21 protein-coding genes are annotated in these 25925 nt (G+C 68.6%); 8 read left to right on the top strand and 13 right to left on the bottom strand.

The window, feature by feature from the left end; translation table 11 throughout:
- The first annotated feature begins 191 nt into the window (after positions 1 to 191).
- Positions 192 to 410 (top strand): hypothetical protein, encoded by a 219-nt coding sequence (locus tag KIP79_RS26015; RefSeq protein ID WP_214107547.1) that lies wholly within the window; start codon positions 192 to 194, stop codon positions 408 to 410.
- 90 nt (positions 411 to 500) lie between these two features.
- Here KIP79_RS26015 and KIP79_RS26010 read toward each other — a convergent pair whose 3' ends face one another.
- Together KIP79_RS26010 and KIP79_RS26005 are read right to left on the bottom strand one after the other, a co-directional pair.
- Positions 501 to 1223: an RloB family protein gene (locus KIP79_RS26010; protein ID WP_214107546.1), complete on the bottom strand. Its 723-nt coding sequence runs from the start codon at positions 1221 to 1223 to the stop codon at positions 501 to 503.
- A gap of 110 nt (positions 1224 to 1333) precedes the next feature.
- Positions 1334 to 2608, bottom strand: coding sequence for an AAA family ATPase (locus tag KIP79_RS26005; protein ID WP_214107545.1), 1275 nt, complete (start codon positions 2606 to 2608; stop codon positions 1334 to 1336).
- A gap of 418 nt (positions 2609 to 3026) precedes the next feature.
- Between KIP79_RS26005 and KIP79_RS26000 the strand changes: the two genes are divergently transcribed.
- Complete coding sequence (locus tag KIP79_RS26000) at positions 3027 to 3605, top strand: hypothetical protein (RefSeq protein ID WP_214107544.1); 579 nt, start codon at positions 3027 to 3029, stop codon at positions 3603 to 3605.
- Positions 3606 to 3760: 155 nt separating this feature from the next.
- A complete protein-coding gene (locus tag KIP79_RS25995; protein WP_214107543.1) occupies positions 3761 to 5164 on the top strand; it encodes a PepSY-associated TM helix domain-containing protein in 1404 nt (467 codons plus the stop codon).
- A 190-nt stretch (positions 5165 to 5354) separates the two neighbouring features.
- Here the strand turns inward: KIP79_RS25995 and KIP79_RS25990 are convergent, their stop codons facing one another.
- Together KIP79_RS25990 and KIP79_RS25985 are read right to left on the bottom strand one after the other, a co-directional pair.
- Positions 5355 to 5876: a DUF6036 family nucleotidyltransferase gene (locus tag KIP79_RS25990; protein WP_214107542.1), complete on the bottom strand. Its 522-nt coding sequence runs from the start codon at positions 5874 to 5876 to the stop codon at positions 5355 to 5357.
- Positions 5873 to 6238, bottom strand: coding sequence for a hypothetical protein (locus KIP79_RS25985; RefSeq protein WP_214107541.1), 366 nt, complete (start codon positions 6236 to 6238; stop codon positions 5873 to 5875). The genes KIP79_RS25990 and KIP79_RS25985 overlap by 4 nt, the downstream gene beginning before the upstream one ends.
- 389 nt (positions 6239 to 6627) lie before the next feature.
- Between KIP79_RS25985 and KIP79_RS25980 the strand changes: the two genes are divergently transcribed.
- A complete protein-coding gene (locus tag KIP79_RS25980) occupies positions 6628 to 7149 on the top strand; it encodes a hypothetical protein (RefSeq protein ID WP_214107540.1) in 522 nt (173 codons plus the stop codon).
- Between the two features lie 63 nt (positions 7150 to 7212).
- On the opposite strand, the gene KIP79_RS25975 is transcribed toward KIP79_RS25980, so the two are convergent.
- On the bottom strand, positions 7213 to 8679 hold the full coding sequence (locus KIP79_RS25975; protein WP_214107539.1) for an amino acid permease: 1467 nt from the start codon (positions 8677 to 8679) through the stop codon (positions 7213 to 7215).
- 79 nt (positions 8680 to 8758) lie between these two features.
- Positions 8759 to 10651 carry a 1-deoxy-D-xylulose-5-phosphate synthase gene (gene dxs, locus KIP79_RS25970; RefSeq protein ID WP_214107538.1) on the bottom strand — a complete coding sequence of 631 codons (1893 nt, stop codon included), beginning with the start codon at positions 10649 to 10651 and terminating at the stop codon, positions 8759 to 8761.
- A gap of 132 nt (positions 10652 to 10783) precedes the next feature.
- Here dxs and KIP79_RS25965 point away from each other — a divergent pair, with 132 nt between their 5' ends.
- Complete coding sequence (locus KIP79_RS25965) at positions 10784 to 11536, top strand: neutral zinc metallopeptidase (RefSeq protein ID WP_214107537.1); 753 nt, start codon at positions 10784 to 10786, stop codon at positions 11534 to 11536.
- Here the strand turns inward: KIP79_RS25965 and KIP79_RS25960 are convergent.
- Genes KIP79_RS25960 through KIP79_RS25945 form a run of 4 tightly spaced genes read right to left on the bottom strand, consistent with a single transcriptional unit; the run spans position 11508 to position 18254 of the window.
- Positions 11508 to 13658, bottom strand: coding sequence for a hypothetical protein (locus KIP79_RS25960; RefSeq protein WP_214107536.1), 2151 nt, complete (start codon positions 13656 to 13658; stop codon positions 11508 to 11510). The two genes, KIP79_RS25965 and KIP79_RS25960, sit on opposite strands and share 29 nt — an antisense overlap.
- A gap of 15 nt (positions 13659 to 13673) precedes the next feature.
- The gene (locus KIP79_RS25955; protein ID WP_214107535.1) at positions 13674 to 15794 is read right to left on the bottom strand and encodes a hypothetical protein; all 2121 of its coding nucleotides are present in this window, start codon (positions 15792 to 15794) and stop codon (positions 13674 to 13676) included.
- A complete protein-coding gene (locus tag KIP79_RS25950; protein WP_214107534.1) occupies positions 15791 to 16795 on the bottom strand; it encodes a hypothetical protein in 1005 nt (334 codons plus the stop codon). The genes KIP79_RS25955 and KIP79_RS25950 overlap by 4 nt, the downstream gene beginning before the upstream one ends.
- A gap of 34 nt (positions 16796 to 16829) precedes the next feature.
- Positions 16830 to 18254 (bottom strand): hypothetical protein, encoded by a 1425-nt coding sequence (locus KIP79_RS25945; RefSeq protein WP_214107533.1) that lies wholly within the window; start codon positions 18252 to 18254, stop codon positions 16830 to 16832.
- 229 nt (positions 18255 to 18483) lie between these two features.
- Between KIP79_RS25945 and KIP79_RS25940 the strand changes: the two genes are divergently transcribed.
- From KIP79_RS25940 to KIP79_RS25930, 3 genes are all read left to right on the top strand, one after another.
- A complete protein-coding gene (locus KIP79_RS25940) occupies positions 18484 to 19977 on the top strand; it encodes a DUF4407 domain-containing protein (protein WP_308169892.1) in 1494 nt (497 codons plus the stop codon).
- A 27-nt stretch (positions 19978 to 20004) separates the two neighbouring features.
- Positions 20005 to 21540, top strand: a complete 1536-nt coding sequence (locus KIP79_RS25935; protein ID WP_214107531.1) for a serine/threonine-protein kinase — start codon at positions 20005 to 20007, stop codon at positions 21538 to 21540.
- A 75-nt stretch (positions 21541 to 21615) separates the two neighbouring features.
- Positions 21616 to 22452, top strand: coding sequence for a neutral zinc metallopeptidase (locus tag KIP79_RS25930; RefSeq protein ID WP_214107530.1), 837 nt, complete (start codon positions 21616 to 21618; stop codon positions 22450 to 22452).
- A gap of 109 nt (positions 22453 to 22561) precedes the next feature.
- On the opposite strand, the gene KIP79_RS25925 is transcribed toward KIP79_RS25930, so the two are convergent.
- From KIP79_RS25925 to KIP79_RS25915, 3 genes are all read right to left on the bottom strand, one after another.
- Positions 22562 to 23770, bottom strand: a complete 1209-nt coding sequence (locus tag KIP79_RS25925; RefSeq protein ID WP_214107529.1) for an ROK family transcriptional regulator — start codon at positions 23768 to 23770, stop codon at positions 22562 to 22564.
- An 84-nt stretch (positions 23771 to 23854) separates the two neighbouring features.
- Entirely contained in the window at positions 23855 to 25102 is a 1248-nt protein-coding gene (locus KIP79_RS25920; RefSeq protein WP_214107528.1) for a sugar ABC transporter permease, read from the bottom strand.
- The gene (locus KIP79_RS25915; RefSeq protein WP_214107527.1) at positions 25099 to 25875 is read right to left on the bottom strand and encodes an ATP-binding cassette domain-containing protein; all 777 of its coding nucleotides are present in this window, start codon (positions 25873 to 25875) and stop codon (positions 25099 to 25101) included. The genes KIP79_RS25920 and KIP79_RS25915 overlap by 4 nt, the downstream gene beginning before the upstream one ends.
- Positions 25876 to 25925 lie beyond the last annotated feature (50 nt).

Here is a 25925-nt window from a genome sequence, read left to right as displayed (position 1 = left end):
GCCCGCGATCGGCTGAGAGACCTGGTGGCGGAGCTTCGGGAGTTCCACGGCCCGGTCACTGAAGAGGAGTTGGCAGCGGCGCGGGCTGAGTGGCCGAGCTCGTGAAGCGCCGGCAGCGGGTGCGTCCGCGCGAGCATGGGGCGCTCGTCCCTCGACAACGAGGGCCTGTCGCGGCGGCGACGGACAGGGCGATGTCCGTCCGGTTGCATGCCGCGCATCTGGCCTTGACAGCGGGCCATGAGCGCGTGCAGATCGTCCACGTTGACAAGATCGGCCGACAACTTCGAGTTCACAGCAAATTCCCCATCGTGACCACGTGGCCCGATGGCGAGGAATGGGATTTCGGCAACGACGCAGAGTTCATCCGCCGCCTCCCACATGTCGCCCGCCATTGCGGCCTTACAGCCTGAGCCAGACAACCCGGAACGCTCACAAGCGGCGGCTGCCTCGTTTGTCGGGTTACGGGGAGGTCAGGTGGTCCGGCAAAAACGGGAAGGAGGCTAATTCCGTGTCTGTGGGCCTACCGCTATTGCGGGCTCTCTTACGACGATGCCCAACCTGACGAGCAGGCGCCATACGTCAGTGGAGGGATCACGTTGCAGAACTGGGCAGTCCGGCGTGTGACCGGAGCGAGCCGCCCACTCTTGGTGAGATTGACGCGCGACATCCTCGCCGACCGGTTCCGTCTGCGCCTGGCCGGGCTTGCAGAGCCCGTGGGTGCAGGAGGCGACCAAGCTACGGGCGTGCGCCACCGCCTTGTCCTCCCGGCCCTTCAGGGCATCACGCCGAGCGCCCTTGATGCTCTTGTCACCTCTCTTGTCGTAGTCCTTGAAGGCGTCCGCCCCCTTGGCCTGCCGTAGTTTCTCGACCACGAGTTTGCTGCTGCCGCTCTGCGCGCCTCCGAATGACTGGAAGTGCAGCAGTAGCCACAGGTCGAATGACGGGTGTGAGAACGCAAGCTCGATTCCGGACTCGGCCGCGTCCTTGACTGCCTGCGGGATGTCATCCCACTGGTCACGATCGAAGAGCGCCCACGCCTCGTCCTCGCCGGCGGCCTTCCGCGCGGCTTCGACGACCCCTGAAGGCGTCCACCCGTTTCTGCGGTAGACCGGCTGGATGCGGAAAGGCTGTCTGGCCCGGCCATCGCCGTCCCCGAACCGCTCATTCAGATACTGCAGATAGTCGGGTTCCGTGGATTCACCCTCGCAGGCCACGTACAGCACCCGTACCTCACGAGAGTGCAGGCTGGACCTTGGCGCTAACGGCCGTTCGTCCTCCAGACGCCCGCGTCTTTTCCGCCTTCCCTGTTCCTGCTCTTTCCCCGTCCGTCTGCTCACGCCGTCGCCTTCGCCTCTTGCCTGGACAGCTCACGGGCGATCTCCCCTGCGGTCACCCGTGGTACCCCACCGTAGCGGCCACGTAGATAACCGCGTTCGAGGTTCTCCTCCTTACGCGGCTTAGCTTCCGTAAGCGGATACAGTTCGGTTTCTCCTGTGCGCCGCTTGGCTGTTATCCACACCTGATCACGGTTGAGCGGACGGTCAAGCACCTCATTGCCCAGCAAGGTTGCGTCGTGCGTGGTGAAAATCAACTGCGCACCGCGTGGATTGGACGCGGGATCTTGGAAGACACGTACGACCTCGGCCGCGAGTGTAGGGTGCAGGCTCGAATCCAATTCGTCCACCAGCAGGACCGATCCCCGGTCCAGCATGGTGAGCATGGGTCCCAGAAAGGCAAACCAGGCGTGCGTTCCTAGAGACTCTTCGGTGCGGAAATCCAGCGGTGTCTCTCCATCATCCGCCGTACGGTGCCACAGCCTGATATCACCGGTCTCGGGGTCCGTGTCAAGACGGGTGATTCCCAGGTCAGCCGATTGCAGCAACTGCACGATCCGCTGATGATAAGACCCCGCATTATCTGGGCGTGTCAGAAGTTCCGTGGTCCAGCCCACCCGACCACCTAGATCTCTTTCCGGTGTCACCAGCCACAGGTTGTTCAGGAACCATCTGTGTACTACCGACAACTGAGGATCGTTGAGGGTCGCACCGACGGACAGGAACAGGGCATTCGGGCGGGTCAGCTTCACTAGGGGTTCTCGTTCTCCTTTGAACCCCTCTCCCCTGAAGATGAATTCCCCACCTTCCGACTCCGGGCGGACCGCCTCTCGGTCAAACCAGACATTCCGGCGGCCATGCGGATATGCGTGCAGCCACTCCGCCTCCACCCGCTCGTCCGACAACTCAAAACCATAGGTGTAGCGGACGGGATCCCGGCCCAGTACAAGGTCCACTTCAAACAGGCTCGTCTCCTCGCGGGACGTGGAATCGAGCTTGAACGGCCGCCGGGGAACCATCCCTGGCGCCTTGGCCCAGTCCGCGAAAGAATCCCGCACCGCGTCGCGCATGAACTGGAACCCGCTGAGCAGGTTGGACTTCCCCGATGCGTTTGCTCCGAACACACCCAGTACGGGTTGCACCGAAACATCCCGCCCCCGGTGACTGAGACCAGTCCTGCGTCCCGTGCCCTCATCGAATTCAGTTGCGATCAGCGACAGCTCGTGCTCGTCACGGATGGACCGATGGTTTGCCAGCCGGAAACGGATCAGCACCGTGGTCCCCTCCTACCGAGACACGAGTCTCTGCCCTGTCATCTGCCTCTTCGTGCAGAGAGCCTGCACGAAACAGCCTATGACGCTACTCCTACAGATGCCAGCATGAGGCTCCCTAGCTTGCTGATGGAGCAATGGGATCGCCAGGGAAGGGTGTACCGGGATCGCCCAGTCACGATCGGTAGCAACAGCCAGAGGCCGTACCGGTCATACACGGCAGCGAGTGGCTGTCCTTCGGGCTTTCCTGCCGCGGACGCTGCCCGTATGTTTCATGATTTCCTTCAGCTCTCCCGCCACCGTGACAAGCGGGTCGAAGCCGGTCAGGCCTCGTCCAAGAGGAACGGGCGGGGCTTTAGCGTTAGATGTCCGGGCAAGTCAAGGATGGATCGTGTTTGGGTGCTCTGGCACTATTGCGCCCGTGTATGTCGGCCGATCGTCCCTGCGCGTGTTACGGGCCGCGGTGTTCGCGGCTGTGTGCGTGCTGATCTCGGCTGTTCTGCACGTCCTGGCTGGGGGTGCGCCCGTACGCGTGGGGTACCTGGCCGCCGCGATGATGCTGACCTGGCTGGGGGCGTATCTGCTGGCCGGGCGGCAGCGGGGGATGGATGTCCTGCTGGCAGCCTGCTTCGGTGCGCAGTACGGCATGCACCATCTGTTCACCGTTGGCGCTGAGACCAGCGCGTCCTCGCCGTGGGCCGATGAGCACGGCGACGGCACCGGGGTGGGGATGGTGCTCATCCATGTCGCGATGGCGATCCTGTCCACCTGGATGCTGGAGCGCGGCGAGTCGGCCCTGGCGTTGATCGTGTATCTCGCGGTCGCGCCGGTGCGCGGTTTGCGGGGGCTGCTGCGCAGCCTTGTGGGTGCGCTGGTTGACATCGTTCCGCCCACGTTCGGCGGACCGGTGCGGGATCGTCCCGCACCGCCTCTCAGACGATCCGGTTTCGTCGTGGTGGTCACGCGGCGTGGTCCGCCGCCAGCCGTCTCCGTTCTCTGATCAGGGCTGCCGCCTTCTTTGTGGTGGCACCGGCTTGTCATGCCGTACGCCCTTTGCCGCCTTGAGCCCCCTATGCGGGGATCGGCGGTCGAACCCCCCTTAGTGACGTGACGCGTACCTGTTGATGTGCGTGTTCACCGTGAACGGAGAACCCCATGACCTCCACGACTGACGCTCACCGTGTCGTCGATCCGGCCCAGCCTCCCCACCCCAGACGCGCGGCCTGGTCGGCGCTGCGTCCGCTGGTGCTGCGCCTGCACTTCTACGCCGGAATCCTCATCGCCCCCTTCCTGCTCGTGGCCGCGGCCACGGGCCTGCTGTACGCCGCCTCCTTCCAGATCGAGCAGGTCGTCTACCGGCACGAACTGACCGCGCCGGTGGGCCAGACCAGCCTCCCCCTGAACGAGCAGGTCGCCGCGGCCCGCCAAGCCCAGCCTCAGGGAACGGTCTCCGTGGTACGGCCCGCGGCCGAGCCCGGCGACACCACCCAGGTCCTTCTGGACCAGCCAGGCCTGGCCGAGAGCACGAAGATGGCGGTCTTCGTCGACCCTTCGACGGGCCAGGTGCGCGGCGTGCTGGAAAGCTACGGCAGCTCCGGCGCGTTGCCGGTGCGCGCCTGGATCTCCGACCTGCACCGTCGCCTCCACCTGGGCGAGCCTGGGCGGATCTACAGCGAGCTGGCCGCCAGCTGGCTGTGGGTGGTCGCCCTCGGCGGGCTCCTGCTCTGGCTGACCAGGCGTCGCCGCAACGGCCGCCGTCTGCGCGGCCTGCTCACTCCCGACCGCTCCGCCACCGGGCTGCGCAGGACACTGTCCTGGCACGGCTCGGTCGGCCTGTGGGCCCTGCTCGGCCTGCTGTTCCTGTCCGCCACCGGCCTGACCTGGTCGAAGTACGCCGGAGCCAACGTCGACGAGCTACGCACCGCCCTCGGCTGGGCAACCCCGTCGATCAGCTCCTCCGCCGGTGACCACGCCGGCCATTCCCCGGCGGGCCAGCAGACCGGCGGCACCTCCGACGTGGGGATCGACCAGGTCGTGCAGGCGGCCGCCGGCAAGGGACTGTCCGGCCCGCTGGAGATCGTATGGTCGGCCGAACCCGGAGGCGCGTACGTGGTCAAGGAGATCGACAAGACCGCGCCCACACGCCTGGACCAGGTAGCGGTCGACCCGGCGACCGGGCAGGTGGTGGACGAGCTGCGGTTCGCCGACTATCCCCTGGCCGCCAAGCTCACCCGCTGGGGCATCGACGCTCACATGGGCTTGCTGTTCGGCCTGGCCAACCAGATCGTCCTGGCCGCGCTCGCGGTCGGGATCATCACGCTGATCGTGCTGGGCTACCGGATGTGGTGGCGCCGCCGCCCGACCCGCGGCTTCGGCACGCCCTACCCCCGCGGAGGCTGGCGAGCAGTGCACTGGGGCATCCTCGCGCCACTCGCTCTGCTGGCCCTCGCGGTGGGCTACTTCATCCCGCTGATGGGGATCTCCCTGGCCGCCTTCCTGGTGATCGACGCTCTACTCGGGCTCCGCTCCAGAATGGCCAGCCAGAAGTCCGCTGAATAACTCGTGAGCTCTCCCGGTCGGGCAGCAACCCGACCGGGAGAACCTTGGCATCGCAGGGTGAGAGCCAGGGCTGAATGTGCGTTGCTCGACACCGTGGCGTTGGGGGGCCATCTGGTTCCCTGCCGGGACCGTGTTCTTGGCTGCGAACCACATGCATGACGGCGATGAGGCGATCCCCACGCAAAGCCGACTACGAGAAGAGATCGCTCAGCACTGCCGTCGCGCGAGGAGATACGTCTTCGCTGGGAAAGAAGCGACGACAGAGAGCGAGAGCGTCGGCGAGCGTGGTGGTACCGGTAAGAGATGCGAGATGGCGTAGGTCATCGATATCGCGCGTGCGGGCCGCGATGGCCTTCATGGCAAAAATGTGCTCGGGGGAGGCTGCCATCACGCGAAGCCCGGGATGATCGAAAACTCGCCTTTTCCCAGGGTCATCCTGCCCGGAGATGTAGACGCTGGCCTGCTCGTTGAGCCACCAAGGCGGAAGATCCAGAGCTTTGGCGACCTCGCGGGACTCTTCGAGGACGACGCCGTGAGGCACGAAAAGGGCGTCGACATCTCTGGTGACCCGAACGGCATCGTAGGCCAGGGCCATCGCGGCGCCGCCAACGATGAAAAGGTCGGCGACAATGCCTCGCCGGACGAGACGGTCACCAAGAGCCGTGAAGGCTCGCTCGAGCTCGGCTCTGCCGAGGAGGCCGTCGTCTGTCACGCGGCTTGGAGATCGTGAGCGGACAGGTAGACACCATGCTTGCGGAAGGCGGCCGGAGCCCAAACAAGTGCCTCAGCTCGCTGGGAAGGCAACTCGGCGGGGAACCAGGGGCGCTCCAATACGTGGGACGCGGTCCAGAGCGGGGGCGCGAGGTCGTGCTGCGCGGCAAGGTGCTCGGTGAGCGCGGCAAGCAGGGCATCCCATCGCTCGTCGCCAACCGGACAGGGTTCCGCCGCCAGGAGGGTGAGCTGATCTACGGCTTGCTCCCAGCGATACTCCTCCAAGAACTCCCAGACCAGCTTCCAGCGGATCTTGTCATTGTCGGTTGCTCTGAGCTTGACCGCGAGTTCGGCCACGGACATTGGGCGGTAGACCACCTCACAAGTCTATGTGCAGATCCTCGGCGTACAGAGTCGACTAAAGATCGTGGTGGGTTCCATGGCACTGCCATGACATTGGCTTCTCTCAGCACCCGTGATTGCCGACTGCACGGCGCCAAGGGGTGAGGAGAGCCACCTTCGAGGAGCGGTTGTATCCAAACCTACGGCCTCGTGGGACTCCGCCTCCTCGCAAAAGGGTTCTCCTCATCCGCCGATCAACTCCGTAGCTGATCACGAAATTTGCGGGCAACAGCAGTTGATCGCACGGTTCCATGTCGTGCCCCGCAGTTCCATGTTGTGTCCCGTCGTGTCACGCCCTTGGTGATGAGGTGCCGCCGTCCGGAAGGTGCCCGAATCACGAGGAAAGCACGATGAACACTAAAGAACAGCGGCCCAAGGGTCGCTTGAAGCGCGGCCTTATGAAGGCGCTTGCCATAGTCACGGCGCCCGCCGTCGGTGTCGTTCTGATGGCGGGGCCGGCCTCCGCCGCGCCGCTGTGCAACTACACCGCTGACTACAACGCGTGCATCACCATCAGCAAGACCAGCAGCGGAAAGTACCTGCTCCACCTTGGCATCGACATGCGCAAGTTGAGCAAGCAGGAAGCCCAGACGATCATCAATGCCAGCCGCTACGTCTTCCAAGCCGAGCTGTGGGGATCCGACGGCGGAGGGGTATTGGATGACTTCCAGGCGTATATGCCCGTCCAAACCCGTATGTGGGCTCCGGCGGAGGGCGGACTCAGCGCCGAGTTCGACTCTTACCCCTCCGCGTCCGCGCTCAACGAAGACCCGGGGGGCGGAGACGAGCTCTACGCGAAGATCATTTTCACGGATCCCCGAACCGGGGCGAAGCGCACCTTCAAGACGCCCGAATTCTTCGGCTTCTTCTAGGGCGTCCGATCCGAACCGGGCCGCCGCGTCGTACGACCCGCACAACAGCCGCGCCGCGATCCGTCAGGCTTGCGGGGAGGTCAGGGTGCCCACGCGGCTGTGGCGGGTGCCGTACAGGTAATAGACGGTGATGCCGAGCAGCATCCAGGCGGCGAAGCGGAGCCAGGTTTCGACTGCCAGGTTGAGCATCAGGTAGAGGCAGGCCAGGACCGAGGCCACGGGGAGCCACGGGACCAGTGGGGTGCGGAACGAGCGGGGGAGGTCGGGGCGGGTGCGGCGGAGGATCACCACGCCGATGGAGACGACCACGAACGCGAAGAGGGTGCCGATGTTCACCATTTCGGCGAGGGCGCGCAGCGGGATGAAACCGGCGAGGATCGCGGTGACGACGCCGATGATGAGCGTGATGCGGGCGGGGGTGGCGTAGCGGGGGGAGACCACGGCCAGGCTGCGGGGGAGCAGGCCGTCGCGGCTCATCGCGAAGAAGACGCGGCTCTGGCCGAGCATCAGGATGAGGATGACCGTGGTGAGGCCGGAGATGCCGCCGATGCTGATCAGTCCGGCCAGCCAGGGCTGGCCCACCGCTTTGAAGGCGTCGGCCAGGGGGGCTGTCTCGCTCAACTGGGTGTAGTGCTGCATGCCGACCACGACCAGGGAGACCAGGACATACAGCACGGTGCAGACGCTGAGGGAGGCGATGATGCCGATGGGCAGGTCGCGCTGCGGGCGGCGGGTCTCCTCGGCGGCGGTGGCCACCACGTCGAAGCCGATGTAGGCGAAGAAGACCACGGCCGCCGCCGCGAAGATCCCGGTCAGCCCGTACGCGGTGGGCGTGATCCCGAACAGGACCTGGATGAGCGGCGCGGCCAGCCCGCCCGTCCCGGCGGTGGGCTGCGCGGGCGGCACGAACGGCCGGTAGTTGGCGCCGTTCACGAAGAACAGGCCGGCCACGATGACCAGCAGGATCACCGCCAGCTTGATGGTCACCATGACCAGGTTGAACCGGGCGGAGAGCTTGATCCCGGTGACCAGCAGCCAGGTCAGCAGCAGCACGATGAGCACGGCCAGGTAGTTGAAGGTCCAGCCGCCCGCGCTGAGCCCCGGCAGGTTCACCCCGGCGGCCGACAGCGCGGAGGCCGCGTACCCCGACCAGCCGACCGCCACCACGGCGGCGCCCAGGGCCAGCTCCAGCATCAGGTCCCACCCGATCACCCAGGCCGGGAACTCGCCGATGGTGGCGTAGGCGAAGGTGTAGGCCGAGCCCGCCACCGGGAGGGTGGAGGCGAACTCGGCGTAGCAGAGCGCGGCCAGCCCGCAGACCACCGCCGCCACCACGAACGCCACGGCCACCGACGGCCCGGCGTAGTTGCGGGCCACGACGCCGGTCAGCGTGAAGATGCCGGTGCCGACGATGACGCCGATGCCGAACACGGTCAGGTCGAGGGCGCTGAGCGTGCGGCGCAGGCGGTGCTCGCCACCCTGGGCGTCCGCCAGCGACTGCTCGACCGACTTGGTACGGAAGATGGTCATTCCGGCCCTCCCCTGCTCCCGCCCGCTGCCAGGAGACTTCCCGGCACCGGGCGGAGAACACGAGCGGAACGGAAAAGGCTCAGGCGGTGGGCTGGTCCTCCAGGGACGCGCCGCGCTTGGCGATGGCCTCGGTGATCTGACGAGCCAGGTCCTGCCCGGTGAGCCCGAATTCGGTCAGCAGCTTGCCGCGCTTGGCGTGGTCGAGGAAGCGCTGCGGAATGCCGAAGGTGCGGACCGGCACGTCCACGTCGGCGTCGCGGAGCAGCCGGGCCACCGCGTCGCCGGTGGCGCCCACCCGGCCGTTGTCCTCCGCCACCACGACCAGCTTGCTCCGGGCCGCCGCGCCGACCAGCGCGGGGTCAAGCGGCAGCGCCCAGCGCGGGTCCACCACGGTGACCGCGATGCCCTGCGCGTCCAGCAGCACGGCCGCCTCCAGGCAGATCTCGGCCAGCGGGCCCACCGCCACCACTAAAACGTCCGGCTCGGTGGCGGCGCGGAGCACGTCCATCCGCCCGAGGTGGCCGACCGGCTCGAACTCGCGGACCACGGCGCCCTTGGGGAAGCGCACCACCGAGGGTCCGTCGGTGATGTCCAGGCACTCGTTGAGCAGTTCGCGCAGGCGCGAGGCGTCCCGCGGCACCGCCACCGACAGGCCGGGGACGACCTGGAGGATCGACAGGTCCCACATGCCGTTGTGGCTGGCCCCGTCGTCGCCGGTGACGCCCGCCCGGTCGAGTACGACCGTGACCGGGAGCCGGTGCAGCGCGACGTCCATCAGCAGCTGGTCGAAGGCCCGGTTGAGGAAGGTCGAGTAGACCGCGACCACCGGGTGCAGGCCCTCCATGGCCAGGCCGGCGGCCGAGGTGAGCGCGTGCTGCTCGGCGATGCCGACGTCGAAGATGCGGTCGGGGTAGGCGTCGGCGAAGTCGGCCAGGCCGGTCGGGTGGAGCATGGCGGCGGTGATGGCCACCACGTCGGGCCGCTCGGCGCCGACGCGCACCATCTCCTCGCTGAACACGTTGGTCCAGCCGTACGGCTTCGGCGCCTCCTCACCGGTGACGACGTCGAAGGGCTGCGGCGCGTGGAAGCAGTCCTCCTCGTGCTCCTCGGCGGGGGTGTAGCCCTGGCCCTTCTTGGTCAGCACGTGCACGATGACCGGGCCGCCGAACGCCTTGGCCTTGCGGAGCGCGGACTCCACGGCGGGCTCGTCGTGGCCGTCGATGGGGCCGACGTACTTGAGGCCGAGGTCCTCGAACATCGCCTGGGGGGCGATGATGTCCTTGATGCCCTTCTTGATGCCGTGCAGCGTGTCGTACAGCACCGGGACGTTGCCGAAGCGGTCCTTCACGAACTCCAGGACCTGCTCGTAGTTCTGGGTGACCCGGAGCTTGGCCAGGTGGGTGGCCAGGCCGCCGATGGTCGGCGAGTAGGAGCGGCCGTTGTCGTTGACCACGATGACCAGCGGCAGGTCCTTGTTGGCGGCGATGTTGTTCAGCGCCTCCCAGGCCATGCCGCCGGTGAGCGCGCCGTCGCCGATCACCGACACGACGGTCCGGTCCCGCTCCCCGCGCAGCTTGACGGCCTTGGCCAGGCCGTCGCCGTAGGAGAGCGCGGTCGAGGCGTGCGAGTTCTCCACCAGGTCGTGCTCGGACTCGGCCTGGCTGGGGTAGCCGGAGATGCCACCCTCCTGGCGGAGGGTGCCGAACTGGTGGGCCCGTCCGGTGAGCATCTTGTGCACGTACGACTGATGACCCGTGTCGAAGACGATGCGGTCCCGCGGGGAGTCGAAGACCCGGTGCAGGGCGATGCTCAGCTCCACCACGCCCAGGTTGGGGCCGAGGTGACCACCTGCCCCAGAGCCCGCCACCGAGGCGACGAGCAGGTCACGGATCTCCGCCGCGAGGGCGGGCAACTGCTTCGGATCAAGTCGTTTGAGGTCGTGCGGTCCGTCGATGGTCTGCAGAAGCCCCACTGCTCACCCTCCGGTTCGGCGTCGAACACGCCTGAGTCTAGTTCGCCGCTGCTGTAACGCCTCAGCAACCTGGGGGGCAATCGTTTTGCCGCTGATTGGCTTGTCCCCTACGCTCCTGATTTTGTGCGAATTTTGACTTTACTGATCGCGGGCTTGATCGGTGCCGCCGTCCTCCCGGGTACGGCTCACGCCGCGCCGGTCCCCACGGGTAAGGCCGCGCTCACCAAGAATCCCCTCTACAAGACCGGCGAGTTCGACTGGACCGAGTGCAAGGAACTCGACCGGCGCCCCGACAACCTCGACACCTACCGGATCTACCTGGATCACCTGCTCGACTGCCTCAACCGGTCCTGGGGCGAGGAGTTCAAGCAGGCCGGGCTGCCGTTCAGCAAGCCGACGGTGCGCTACATCACCAAGAGCGTGGCCACCGGGTGCGGGAAGTACCCCATCAACTACGCGGCCGGGCTCTACTGCCCCGCCAACAAGACGATGTGGGTGGCCATCAGCAAGTGGCAGCTGGCCGACCCCACCGAGTTCACCCTGTTCAACGTCATCGCCCACGAGTACGGCCACTACGCCCAGCATCGGGCGGGCATCCTCGGGCAGGCCATGCGCATGCAGAAGAAGGCGAGCAAGGCCAAGCAGTACGCCATCCAGCGCCAGGTCGAGCTCCAGGCCGAGTGTTTCGCCTCGGCGTTCATCGGCAGCGTCTGGCACTCCCTCGGCCGTGACCAGTTCGACTACGAGGACCTGATGGACATGACCATCGGCGACGTTCTCCACGGCAAGACCAAGAACATCCACTACTGGATGAAGCGCGGCTGGAACGGCAACGGCCCCAAGGCCTGCAACACCTTCATCGCTCCGGCCCGCCTGCTGACCTGACCTCTCCGATGGCCGGGCCGGTCGTGACGATGTCCGTCGCGACCGGTTCCCGGCCATCCCCGTTCGGCCCCATGCCGGAGGCGGTGTCGGAGAGGGTGCGAAAAAACACCAGCAGGGTTGCCACCATGGTCAGAACGCCGAAAAGGATCAATACCCAGAACCAGAGCTCCAAGCTCCGGGGGTTTTTGGAGCTCCGGCGCCGCGTCCCGGCGACCGGCAGTTCGTTCAGCGGGACCTCCCGCCTCGGCGAAGGTGACGAGGGGACGCTCCTGTCCCGGAGATGCGGGACCTCCGCCGGCTCGTCGGTCGCCACGGGAACGTCCCGATCGATGCGCAGGTCCCGGCGGATGCGGTCGACGTCCTTGCCCGAGTACCGGGCATCCCGGAGAGCGGGGAGCACGCTCGCGCTCAGGAACGCCTCCCCCCAGTCAGGGCCGAACAGCCCGGCCGCCGCGGCCAGCAGCAGCGCCTCCTCCGGCTGGAGGGAGAGCGGCACGATCTTCGCGAACGCCATGCGGTCGGGGCGGGGGCCGTACGCGGCCACGAGCAGCTCGCGGAGCCTGCGAACCCGGCGTTCCCCCCGGGGGTAGGCGAAGGCGATGGCCTCCGTCAGATGACCGTGCTCCTGGAGCGCCGCCGCCAGGTTCCCGTCCTGGTCACGCCTCCCGCGCTGGTCCAGCTCGTCCAGCGCCGTCTCCACCACGTACCGGTCATACGGCTTCTCCGCCGCCGCCCGCACCAGATCGTCGACACCGAGCCTGCGCACCAGCTCAGGCAGGCGGGGCCCGCCCAGCCGTCCGGCCAGATAGAGGCGGACGTACGGGTCGGGGGTCTCCAGCCGGGTGAGCGCGGAGAGCAGGTCGATCGGCATCTTCTCCAGCTGGGCGGCGATGTGCGCCAGCCCTTCCCGGGTCAGCACCGGGCCGTAGGCGATCCGCAGGACCACCCCGCGCAGGGAGTCCCGGAGGTCGCCGTGGAGCTCCGCGGACCCGGCCAGCAGCCGCCGCGCCTGGACGATCTCCCGGTAGGCGGCCTGTTCCTCCGGGCCGAACTCCCCCTCCCTGTCCGCGATGACCATCTCCAGGTACCCCATCGAGCGGGTCAGCCAGGTCAGGTCCCCGCTCTCCAGATGGTCGCCGCAGACCCGCAGCGCGCCCTCGATCGCGGCCGGCGCGTGGAAGACGGCCACCTGCCCCTCGTCGGCCGGGTCTTGGGGGGTCACCCCGAAGCGGGAGAGCCGGACGAGCGCCGCCCGTCGGGCCTCGGGGGTGAAACCGCGCAGTTCGAGGTCGGCCGCCAGCAAGGTGACCACCTCGGGCAGGTGGTCCCGGTACTCGACCAGCTTCTCGTAGTACGCCTGCCCATCCTGCGGCACCGCCACCTCGCTCCCCCAGGCCACCTGGTGGGCCGCGGCGGGCACCGTGCTGGTGAAGGAGAGCCGGATGTCGTGGTCGGCGGTGCCGGAGGTCCAGGTGGAGGCGCTCAGCCGGGAGCGCATGCCGTACGGGAGGAGGGCGGCCACCACGTCCAGGAAGCGGAGGCGCTCCAGCGGGGTCAGGGACTCGCCGCCCACCAGGCAGACCTGGGCCTCGGAGAGCAGCGTGGCGGCCACCCCCGCGGCCACGTCGTCGACCCGGCCGGCCAGGTCGGCGGGGTCCAGGACCGGTACGTCGATCTTCAGCGGGTCGCCGCGCTCCGGGGCCGCCTCGTCGAACACCAGGTCGGCGTCGTCGAGCGCGTGGTACAGGCCCTCGTACGACACGCGCTGCTCCTCCAGCTGGCCGTAGGGCACGCTGAAGTAGTGCGTGGCGGCGATCTTGCGGCCGAACTGGTCGGTCTGGTCGGACCAGCGGCGGATGATCAGCAGCAGCCGGGTGTGTTCCCGGCCGCCCGCCCAGCCGATGGTGATCTGGGGCAGTTCCTTGGGGGTGCCGGTGACGTAACGGTTCCGGATGTCGGTGAAGCTCTTGCGGGTGAGGCCACCGCGGCTACAGGCCAGCAGGCCGTACCCGCCGCTGCTGCCGGGAACCTTCCCCTCGACCGCCCATTCGACGTGGAGCCGTACCCGCGCGGGCCGCGCGACGGCGCCGGGCTCGGAGCTTTCGGGCGTCGGGTCGGACATCGCTGTCTCATTCCACTAGTTCGGAGGGAGAATTCCGCCGGCAGGGGGCGCGGAGGTGGCCACGGCAGAGAAGGATCGAGGGGAGCCGACGCCGGGATCCTGCAGCGACGTGCCCTTGCTCAGCACGCTGAGCACCCAGATCACGACCCCCACCAGGAAGACCACCACCAGGACGATCAGCAACGTGGTGACCACCGCGTCCAGCGAGACCCTCGTGAAGAGGCGTCTCCTCGACCTCTTCTCCGGCTGGAGGTTCTGGTAGACCTCCTCGGGTGACGGCTGCCTCGATGGGGGGTTCTCCTGGCCGAAGCTCGGTGGTTTCCCGACGGATTCGATCTGGCGCCCGGCCGGGATCGGTTCCTTCGCCCGCTGCGACTTGACGAGCATTTCCTTGCCGATCCGGTCGATCTCCCTCTTGGAGACGCCGGAGCCTCTCAGGAACGGGATCACCGGGTCCAGGAACGCCGCTCCCCAGCCCTGGCCGTACCAGGTGGCGGCGGCGGCGAACAGCAGGGCGTCCTGGGGGGCGGGCGGGAACGGCACGATCTTCGCGAAGGTGGGCTTGTCGCGGTTCGACCCGTACGCCACCTCGATCAGCCGCCTCAGCTTGGCGAGCCGCTGGTCCGCGTCCGGGAAGTGGAAGACGACCGGGACCACGAGATGGCCGTATGACTGAAGCGCCGCCGCCAGGGCGCCGTCCTGCTGCCGCTGTCCCTGGCGGACGAGTCCGTCGAGGGCCGCCTCGATCACGAGATGGTCGTAGGGCTCCTGCGCCGCCGCCCGGGCCAGTTCGTCGACGGACAGCCGTTCCACCGCCTGGGCCTGCCGGTAGTCCTCCAGCCGGGTGGCCAGATAGAGGCACACGTACGGGTCGGGGGTGTCCATCCTGGCCATCGCCTGGATGAGGTCCGGCCGCACCACGTCCACGTGGTCGAGGACATGGAGCAGGCCCTCCAGGGTGAGCACCGAGCCGTACGCGATCCGCAGCACCACCGAGCAGAGCCGGTCCCAGACATCGTTCTTCAGGCCAGGACGCGGGGACAGCAGGCGATAGTCCCGGACGATCTCCCGATAGCGGGCCTGCTCGTCGGGGTCGAATCTGCCCTTGCGGTCGGCGACGGCCAGCTCCAGATGGCCGAGGACGCGGGAGAGACTCTCGATGTCCTGGTTCCTGACCAGCTCGTCGCACTGCCGCAGCGCGTCCCCGATGGCGCCCGGGGTGTGGAGTCCACCCGCCCACGGGTCGTAGGTCCCGGTCGTCAGGGCGACCCCGAACCCCGCGAGCAGGCCCACCGCCCCCCGCGCGGTGTCCGACGAGAAGCTGCGCAACTCCGAGTCGCGGGCCAGCCAGGCCACCACGTCCGTGAGCCGGTCGCCGTGCTCGATGAGCAGCTCGTAGTACGCCTTGCCCTCGTACGGAACGGTCACCGGATCGCCCCAGGTGACCTGCTGGGCCTTGGGGGGCACGGTGCTGGCGAAGGAGAGCCTGATGCCGTGGTCGGTGATGCCCGAGGTCCAGGTGGAGGCGCTCAGTTTGGTCCGCAGGCCGTACGGGAGGAGCGCGGTCACCACGTCCAGGAAGCGGAGCCGCTGCAGCGGGGGGAGGCTTTCCGCGCCGACCACGACGAGCTGCCGGTTGCTGAGGAGGGTGGCGGCGACCCGGATCGCGGCGTCGTTGACCCGCTTGGCGAGGGTGCCGGGGTCCAGGACCGGCACGTGGATGTCCAGCGGGTCGCAGCTCTCCGGATTGGCCAGGTCGATCACCAGGCGTTCGGCGTCGAGTTCCGCGTCGAGCGCGGCGTACAGTCCCTCGTAGGAGATGCGCTGCTCGGCCAGGTCGGAGTAGAGCACGCTGAAGTAGTGCGTCTGGGCGATCCGGCGTCCGAAGCTGTCGGCCTGGTCGGACCAGCGGCGGATGATCAGCAGCAGCCGGGTGTACTCCTTGCCGCCCACCCAGCCGATGGTGATCTGCGGGAGCTCCTTGGGTGTGCCGGTGACGTACCGGCTCCGGATCTCGGTGAAGTCGTGCGGGGTGAGGCCACCGCGGCTACAGGCGAGCAGGCCGTAGTCCTTGTTGCTGCCGGGGGTCTTGCCCTCGACCGCCCACTCGACCTGGAGCCGCACGTGTCCGTTCATCGCCCGCTCCTGGCCTCTTGCCGTTCGGCGAGCAGCCGTTCGGCGAGCCAGATGACCGGCTCGCAGACGTTGATGGGCCGGGCCTGGCCGCGAATCCGGTATTGCGCGCCTTTCTCGCTGTCCTGATCCCGCCCGGCTTCCGGAGAGAGCCGAACCATGTTCTGGAAATCGCGCGGATCGAAGACGGCCGTACCGGGCTTGAGATAAAAGCCGATCGACGAGGTGACGAAGAACTTCAGGCGGTCCTTATGGAAAAAGCGTTCCAGGGCGTTCAGCACCCGGCGGGCGCTCCCCCTGGCGGAAATCTCACAGAGCTCGCGGAAGAGTGTTGGCGCGTCCGCGTCTTCCACGGTGGGAAATTCGTGAGGGTCACTCGGATCCTGGGTCAGGACGTTGAGCTTGGTCGCCGTCTTCAAGACCCTCAGATCATCAAATTTGGTGATACAGACGGCGAGATAGTGCGGCAACCGGCCGCTGGTTTCGTTCTCTTTGGCGAGCATCTGGCTGGCCAACTGGAGCAAGGCGCCGTGCAGGTAGTCGAAGGCGTCCCCCGCGATGTACTCCTGCGTCGGGTCGAAGAGGTAGATGATCCCGCGACTCTCCTCAAGGCTCTGCAGCAGCGAGGCGTGCTGGGCCGCCCCGCCCGCGTAGACCTGACCGGGGGGATCGATCATGTTCAGGCCGATCTTGGGCGCGCGGGTGTCCCGGGACCGCCCGCGCCAGCCGCCGAAACGCCGGTCCTGCTGTGGCGAACTGCCGACCAGCAGCCAGCGGAACTTCTCGATGTCGATGGTGGCCAGCGGGAACTCCTGGCGGTCCAGGGCCGCGGACTTCTCCAGGAGCACGCTGGTGGCGTTGGCGTCGGCGCCGACCAGTTTCCAGGGACCGTCCCTCTCGATGAGGGCGAGACTGAGTGCGGCCAGCATGGTGGTCTTGCCCGAGCCCGGGGCGCCCCACATGGCAATGCTGTGCTCGGGACGTTCGAACGTCGGATTGGACATCTCCGTGTCGCTCCAGTCGGTCGGATCGGGTCGGTCAGTCGATGAGCGGGAAGTTGACGGCCTGGTCCCGGGCGGACAGGCCCAGGCCGGCGCGGAGCGCCGGGAAGTCGACGAAGTCCAGGTGGGCCATGGCGGCCCGCCCCAGCCGGGTCCACTCCCGGCCGGCCTGCTCGGGCGGACGGTCGTGGATCACCCCCAGCCTGGCCCCCCTCCGCCGCTCGAACCGCCGGACCAGCTGCTCCCAGTCGTGCTGGTTGGGGCAGGGCAGGATGTGCGAGCTGGCCGCCGGCGGATGCGGGTTGCGCCCGCCGATGATCAGCAGCACGGTGTCCTCGTCCCGCTCGGGGCCGAGCCGCGCGAGGACCGCCGCGAGCATGTCCTCCAGCTGGGCGCCGTCGGGGTAGCCCCAGGGTGCCGGGCCGGCCCGGTCGAGCCCCACCAGCTCCTCCCGCGCCTGGCCGGGGGCGACCTTCCAGGCCGGGATCAGCACCCCCTCCTCCTTGACCTGGAAGTCGTAGGAGTGCGCCGCGTACGTCACCAGCGAGACCTTGAGCCGCCCGGGCAACGAGGCGGCCACCTTGTCCACCATCTGACCCGCCTGATCGATCCGGGTTCTGACCTGGTCGGAGTGGCCGCAGATCTCGATGGCGCAGATCAGGTGGACGGCGGCCGGCGCCTCCTGGAGGGATTCCGGAATCGAGGCGACCAGATCCGCCCAGTCGCGTTCGTCGGCCACCAGACCGGGCAGGCCGTGGAAGCGCACCAGACCGGGCGCGCGCAGCTCGGCGGTGGCCTCGTGACGGCCAGGGGGGAGCCGGACGCGGTGCACCGAGACCAGCTGCGGATGACGGCCCTGCCAGGCCACCACCGCGAAGGCGACGCCGCGCCGGTCGGTGGTGGCGACCTGGAAGGAGACCGGTGTCCGCTCACCGCGCTTGGCGCCGCTGGGGAAGAGCTGGTGCCCGGTCAGCTCCAGCCGTCCGGTGTCCGGCTTGGTCTTCAGCACCACCAGGTCGTACAGCCGGGTGATGGGTTCCTCGGCCATGGTTTCGCTGATCAGCTCGTCCACCCGGGCGCCGGGCACGGTGAGGGCGAGCGCGTCCGGCCGGGCCGTGCGGAGGATGGCCATCGCCTGGTCGGTGTTGACGGTCGGCGAGAAGGAGGAGATCAGGATGACCGTGCCATCGGTGAGCACCCCGGCGGCGCGCAGCACCGCGTCCCGGACGGCCTCCTGGTCGTCGGGCCCGGCCGGCTCACCCCACCGCTCGCCGATCAGTTCGTGCCAGGACTGGATCGGCTGGACCCAGCACCGTGGGGTGCCCGCCCCGTCCAGGCTCAGCTGGAACCTGGCGATGCCGTCGGCGGCGACCTCCGCCACGGTCAGCGGCCCGGTGGCCGCCATCGCCCTGATCGATTCGGAGAGCGCTTTGCGTAACAGATCCTCCCCAGAACCGGTCAAAGCACCCACCGACTAGCTTTGGTTACAAATCGCCCATTTCGTGAAATAGATTGCCTCAAGCCCCACCCGCAACAACACGAAAAGCCGAACCAGGTTGGACGCGCTCCCCCGAGCGAATATCTACAATGACTGTAATAGCTGACGATGATCGGCTACATACTACGTTTTTCCATCATGATACGATGCCTCAGCTTTCGGGAAATCCATAACGATAAAGGAACCGGTCGGGATGCGGCTGAGCAACCAGAACGGACACTCTGTAATGGATGGGATTAAAAGGGTCCTAGTCGCCCTGTCCGGGGCCCGTCCCGAAGTCCTCGAGCACTGCAAGACCGAGCAGGGCAAATTTGAGGGAATCGGCGGCGCGGTGCTCACCACCGGTGTGCTCGCGTCCGTTTCGATGACTTTCGCGCTTTGGAGCGCGCTGGGCGTTCCCCTTTTCCTGGCCATTCCGGTCAGCCTGGCCTGGGGGGCGGCCATCCTCAGCCTGGACCGGTGGCTGGTCAGCACCATGCGCGCGGACGCGGCGCGCAAGTGGGTCATCGCGCTCCCCCGCATCCTGATGGCGGTCCTGCTCGGCCTGGTGATCTCCACGCCGCTGGTGCTCCAGATCTTCGACCGGGAGATCGAGGCCCGGATCGTGCAGATCAAGCAGGACACCGCCAACGAGTTCGCCCGGCGGCAGCAGCAGGACACCATCGGCCAGGAGGTCAGCGCCCTCCGCAAGCAGGTCGAGAACCTCAACAGCGTGATCCTCTCCAACGGCGACGTGCCGCTGGACCCGGCCACCGACCAGACCGTCAAGGCCCTCACCAAACAGGTCAAGGACCAGCAGGCGCTGGCCGACAAGCACTACAAGGAATGGCAGTGCCAGCTGTACGGCGGCGCCGGCTGCACCAAGAAGGGGGACGGCCCGCTCGCCCAGGCCAGTGAGAAGGCCTACCGGACGGCGCAGAACCGGGTGGACCAGCTCAACCGGGAGATCAAGAACCGCAGGGACGAACTGGTCCGCACCGGGGAGGCCAACAAGGAGACCCGGGTCACCCAGGCCAGGGCCGACCTGCCCAAGGTCCAGGCCGAACTGGACGCGGCTGTCGCCAGGCAGGCCGACCTGCAACGCCTGGCCGACGCCGAGACCCGGGCCGAGGGCGGCCTGTTGCTCCGGCTCCAGGCGCTCAACGACGTCTCCGGCCAGGACTTCACCATGCGCACCGCGCACATCCTGCTCTTCCTGCTCTTCCTGCTGATCGAATGCCTGCCGGTGACGGTCAAGCTGATGATGCGGCCGGGCAACTACGAGAGGATCCTGGCGCTGGCCGAGCAGCGGGAGCTCCGGGACGCCAAGCAGAGCTTCGCCGGGCGGCCGGGGACGACCGGCGCCGGCGGGTCCACCATCTGGGAGCTCTGGAACCTGCCGGACGCCGCGGAACCCACCGGCCGGACGGCGCCGTCCGGCCCGCCCAGCGGTCCCATTCCGGCGCAGCGCCCCACGATGGTCGAACGCCCCACGATGGTCGAACGCCCCAACGTGATCGAGGAGCCCGCGGCGGTCGAGCGGTCCACGGCGGTGGACGCGCGGCCGGAGCCCGCGGACGTCACCCAGGGGTACCGGTCGGTGGACGACGAGGCGCTGCGCGCGATGCGGGACGACCGCCAGCTCGACCGGGCCTCGATCCCCGTGGAGGACCGTACCAGCGGGTTCGAGTTGTTCCCCAAAGACTGATCCCCTCGAAAGCCTGAGCGCACATTCATGATCTTCAAAGAGCACGGTCCGCCGGTGGGCGGCGGCCGGTACCGGCCGCTGACCCCGCTCGGGCGGGGCGGGATGGGCATCGTCTGGCTGGCCGACGACCTGGTGCTGGAGCGCAGGGTGGCGCTCAAGATCCTCCGCCCCGAGCACACCGCGGAGGACCTGACCGTACGGCGGGCGCGCGCGTTGCGGGAGGCCGACGTGCTGGGCCGGATCAAGCACCCGTCGATCGTCGAGATCTTCGACATGTTCCTGGAGGACGGCCACCCCTGCATCGTCATGGCGTACATCGAGGGGGACTCGCTCCAGGACCTGCTGGACGACGGGCGGCGGCCAGGGGACCGGGAGCTGGCCTCGATCGCGCTGGGGGTGCTGGGCGCGCTGGACGCCGCGCACCGGGCCGACGTGCTGCACCGGGACGTGAAGCCGGCCAACATCATGGTCACCGACACCGGCAAGGTCTTCCTGCTCGACTTCGGGATCGCGCACATCATCGGCGAGAACAAGCTGACCTCGACCAACATGTTCATCGGGACCCTGGAGCTGCTGGCGCCGGAGCGGCTGGAGGGCCATGAGCCCGGTCCGGCCTCGGATCTGTGGGCGCTCGGGGTGACGCTCTACACCATGGTGGCGGGGTACTCGCCGTTCCGGCGGAACGACAACGGGCCCGCCACGATGATGGCCATCCTGAAGGACGTACCGCCCGCGCTGCCGCCGGGGCCGCTGGCGGGCACGATCGCCCGGCTGCTGGTCAAGGATCCGGCCCGCCGCCTGAACGCCCGGGACCTGGCGGCCGAACTCCGCGCGATCACCGATCCTGCACCCAGCCGGCCACCCCGAGAGACCCCCAGGCCCCGGGAGACCCCGCGTGAGAACCCCCCGCCGAAGGTGAGCACGCCGCCCCCGGGTGTCACTGTCCGGGTGGATCTGGCCAGTCTGCGGCCCGCCGAGGCCGCCCAGGTGATCGCCGGGATGAGCAGGGAGGCCGCCGCCGCGCTGGTGGACCGGCTGCCGGTGGAGGCCGCCAGGGAGCTGCTGGTCGCGGCCGCCCCCCGGGTGGCCGGCGGGGTGCTGCTGGCCCTGACGCCGAACCGGGCGGGCCCGCTGCTGGCCCGGCTGCCGGCCAAGTCGGCCGGACGGGTGCTGGACGTGCTGGCTGAGGAGCCGGACCGGGCGGCCGAGGTGCTGTCGATATTGTCGCCGGTCCGGGCCGCCAGGGGGCTGAGTTACGCCACCGACCGCCCGGCGGCGGCGCTGCTGGCCCTGCTGCCCGCGCCGGAGGCGGCCCGCATCCTGCGGCAGGTCGACCGCAGGGCCGCCGGGGAGATCGTCACGGCCCTGGCCGGCGACCGCGGGGCCGGGCCGGTGATCGGCGCGATGCCCGTCGAGGACGCCTGTGACGTGCTGCGGCTGGTGCCCCCGCCGATCGTGGCCTCGATCATCCAGGCCGCCGGTGACGGGCGCGCGGGCGAGCTGCTCGCCGGGCTCGGGCAGCCGATCCGGCGGCATGTGGACCGGTACCTGTTCCAGTCCTGAGCCGGACACTTCTGACACCTCAGTAACTTCCTCAACTTTACGTGTAAATAGGACCTGCAATAAGGTCTCTGAACCATGCGAACCCCCCTTATCGCACGTCTCGTTCTCCTGGCTGTCACGCTCGGCTTGAGCGCCGCCTTAGCCCTGCCGGTCTCCGCGCAGGCAAGCACCGCCCAGGTGGCCGCGGCCCCCACCGCAGGGGCCGTCGTGAGCGCGCAGGCGGGATTCCCCACTGTCCTGACCAAGAACAAGATCTACCGCTCCGGCTCGGTGGGCACCATCGACTGCTCCCCGACCGAGCCCCGGGCGGGCAGCGCGGCAGCCGCCAAGACCTACATGCTGCAGGTCTACCGCTGTGTCAACCAGATGTGGGCCCGCAAGTTCAAGGCGGTGGGCTGGACCTACCGGGTGCCGAAGATCGTTATCAGGACCTCCGGCCCCAAGACGCCCTGCGGGCGGCTCACCAAGACCTACTGGGGGCACTACTGCCCGCACAACCAGACCATCTACATCCTGTTGACGTCCGAGCAGATCAAGCAGCCGTTCCCGCTGGTGCTGGCCAAGACCATGGCGCACGAGATCGCGCACCACGTGCAGCAGCGGTCCGGGATGCTCACGCCGTACTACAACCTGGCCTACAGGGCCCGCACCAAGACGGCGAAGAACCTGCTCAGCCACCGGGTGGAGCAGCAGGCCGAGTGCTTCGCCGGGGTGTTCCTGAGCGGGGCCCAGGACTCGCTGCCGGTGGACTTCGAGGAGTGGGAGCACATCAACAACTGGGCGGTCAAGAACGCCGACGACGCCCTGCACGGCAAGGGCCGCAACCAGGTGTTCTGGCTGGAGCGCGGGTTCCAGTCGGGCTCCCCCGCCGCCTGCAACACCTGGGTGGTGAGCAACGCCCGGGTCGCCTGACGGCATAGTCGGACACGGGCGGGTCAGGGCTTACCTGATCCGCCCGACGATCTCCGTTTTCCCCGCAAGGTGTGCCGCTCCGCTCTGATCGTTTCCGGAGGGAGCGGTCCTAGCCGCTCAGCCGGGCGGCCAGGACCTCCAGAGGGTCGGCGAGCACCTGGGTGAAGGCCAGCTCGGCGGCCCCCACGATGGTGGCGTCGTCGCCCAGCGCCGAGGTGCGCAGGCGCAGCGCCTCGCGGGAGGCGGAGAGCGCGCAGGTGTTGAGGCGGCTGCGGACCTGGGCGGCGGAGCCGAGGTAGATCTCCCGGAGGGTGCCGCCGAAGATCACCACCTCGGGGTTGAAGATGTTGACCAGGTTGGCCACCCCGTAGCCGAGCCAGTCCCCCACCCGGTGCAGCGCGTCCTGGGCGATGATGTCGCCCTTGTCGGCGGCCTCCACCACCAGGCGGATGCCGTCCCTGCCGCGCTCGGCGGCGAACCGGCCCGCGTGCTCCAGCAGGGCGCGCTCGCCGACCTCGGCCTCCAGGCAGCCGCGGGCGCCGCAGCCGCACGGCTGACCGCCCGGGTTGACCACGGTGTGACCGACTTCGCCGCCGTACCCGGCGGCCCCGCCGAGCAGTTGGTTGTTGACGATGATGCCGCCGCCGATGCCGACGTCCCCGTGCAGGTAGATCAGGTCGCGGCAGCCCACCCCGAGGCCCCGGGTGTGCTCGGCCAGGGCACCCAGGTTGGCGTCGTTGCCGACCGCGACCGGCAGGCCCAGGGCGAGCTCGGCGGACAGGGCCTCACCGAAGGGCGCGTCCCGCAGGCCGATGTTGGGGCCGAACCGGACCACCCCGTCCGATTTGCGGACCGCGCCGCAGACGGCCGCGGCGGCGCCGACGCAGACCGTGTCGGAGTGGACCTTCCGCTGCATCTGGGCGGCGAAGCCGGCCAGGATGCCGACCACCTCGGCCATGTCGAACCGGCCGCGCGGCCGGACCGTCTCGCGCCGGTCCAGGATCACCCCGCCGAGCCCGATCCTGGCCGCCACCACCCGGTCCACGCCCACGTCGAAGGCGAGCACGTAGACCCGGGCGGACTCGGGCCGGACCACCAGGGACGGGCGACCGGCGCGGCCGGTGTCCCGAGGCAGCTCCTCGCGGACCAGGCCGGCCGCGGTGAGGTCGGCCGTGAGCGCCATGATGGTGCTCCGGTTGAGCCCCATCCGGTTGGTCAGCTCCGCGCGGGAGGTCGGGCCCCCCAGATGCACGTGCCGGAGCAGCGTGCCCAGGTTGTGTCGGCGGATCTCCTCCTGGGAGGGACCGGCGCGCAACATTCGTTCTGCCTCTGGTGCCTTCGGGGGGTGTGCCTTGGGAGGGTCCACCGGTGGTTCGGGTGTCGCACTCACCCTATCGACGGCCTATCGGCGGCCGGAGGCGGATGCCCGCTTACGGGACAGCGCGTCCACGCCCGCGGACAGCAGCAGCACCGCGCCGGTCACCACGTACTTGACGCTGGCGCTGTAGCCCATCAGGCCCATGCCGTTGATGACCACCGCGACCACCGCGCCGCCGAGGATGGCGTCCAGCACCCGGCCCTTGCCGCCGAACAGGCTGGTGCCGCCGATCACGGCCGCGCCGACCGCGAACAGCAGCACGGTGCTGCCGCCGGTGTTGGGGTCCACCGAGTTGGCCCGGGAGGCCGCCACGATGCCGCCGATGGAGGCCATGAACGAGCAGATCACGAAGGCTGAGATACGGATCCTGTCCACGTTGATACCGGCCCGGCGGGCCGCCTCGGCGTTGCCGCCGACCGCGTAGACGTGCCGCCCGTACGCGGTACGGCGGAGCACGAAGGTCCACAGGATGAGCAGCGCCACGATCAGCGGCACCACGATCGGCACCCCGGTGAGCGAGATGATCGCCGGGTTGCGGCTGCGCTCCAGGTTGAGCACGTACACGGCCAGGCCGGAGAGCACGGCGAGCGCGCCGACCCGGACCGCGATGACCGCCAGCGAGTCGGCCACCAGGCCGCGGGCGGCGCGCCGGTGGGCCTGGATCAGCTGGAGTCCGGCGTAAACCACCACGCCGATGACCGCCAGCAGCCAGCCGAGCAGCGGCGAGAGGTTGCCGTTGGCGATGGCCAGGATGGTCTCGTCGCGGATCGAGATGTTGGTGCCCTCGTCCAGCAGGATCAGCGCCACGCCCTGGAAGGCCAGGAAGGCGGCGAGGGTGACCACGAAGGAGGGGATGCCCAGCTTGGCCACCAGCGAGCCGAGCGCCAGGCCGATGACCACGCCGGTGAGCATGGCGGCCAGCACCGACAGGTACCAGGGCCAGCCCTCGTTGGTGAGCAGCACGGCCATCACCGCCGCGCAGACGCCGCTGGCGAACCCGGCGGACAGGTCGATCTCGCCCAGCAGCAGCACGAAGACCAGGCCCATCGCGATCACGGTGACGCCGGCGCCCTGGGTGAACAGGTTGGCGAAGTTGATCGGCGACAGGAAGGAGGGGCTCAGCGACGCGAAGACCACGCAGAGGACGACCAGCCCGATGACCGCGGGCAGCGCGCCGAGGTCGCCCCCGCGCACCCGCTCGAAGTAGTCCCTGACCTGGGAACTGATGGGGGGCGCGGTGGCGGTGCGCACCGGGCCGGTTGTCGTCGTCATGCGCTTGCTCCGTTGCCGGTCGGCAGGCCGAGCTCCCCGCTGCGCCCCGCCGTGATGAGTTCCACGATCTGGGAGTGGGTGACCTCGGTGGTCTTGACCTGGGCGGCCATCCGGCCGAGGTAGAGCGCCGCGATCCGGTCGGACACGGCGAAGACATCATTCATGTTGTGCGAGATGAGCACAACGGCCAGGCCGTTGTCGGCCAGCCGCCGGACCAGCTCCAGCACCTGGGCGGTCTGCGCCACGCCGAGCGCGGCGGTGGGCTCGTCCAGGATGACGACCTTGCTGTTCCAGAGCACGGCCTTGGCGATGGCGACGGTCTGGCGCTGGCCGCCGGAGAGGCTGGACACGTGCTGGCGGAGCGACTTGACGGTGCGGACCGACAGGCCCGACAGGGTCTTGGCGGCCATCTCCTCCATGGTGGCCTCGTCCAGCACCAGGCCGCTCCTGCGCTCCCGGCCGAGGAACATGTTCTGCACGATGTCGAGGTTGTCGCAGAGCGCGAGGTCCTGGTAGACGATCTCGACGCCCATGGCGGCGGCGTCCCTGGGCCCGCTGACGTGGACCTTCTCGCCCTCGAAGAAGTACTCCCCCGAGTCGATCGGGTGGATTCCGCCGATGCACTTCACCAGCGTGGACTTACCGGCGCCGTTGTCGCCGACAAGCGCGGTCACCTCTCCGGGATACACCGAAAAGGCGACGTCGTGAAGGACCTGCACGGGGCCGAAGCTCTTGTCGATTCCGCGCAGTTCCAGGACGGGTGCCTGGGACACGATTACCTCTCCTGGTTTCCACAAGGGGTACGGCTTGCGCCGGAAGGGAG

The organism is Acrocarpospora catenulata (assembly GCF_018476525.1).
In the GTDB taxonomy this organism is placed as follows: Bacteria; Actinomycetota; Actinomycetes; order Streptosporangiales; family Streptosporangiaceae; genus Acrocarpospora; species Acrocarpospora catenulata.
Note: the sequence above shows the minus strand (reverse complement) of the source record. Positions and strands in the feature narration are given on the sequence as shown.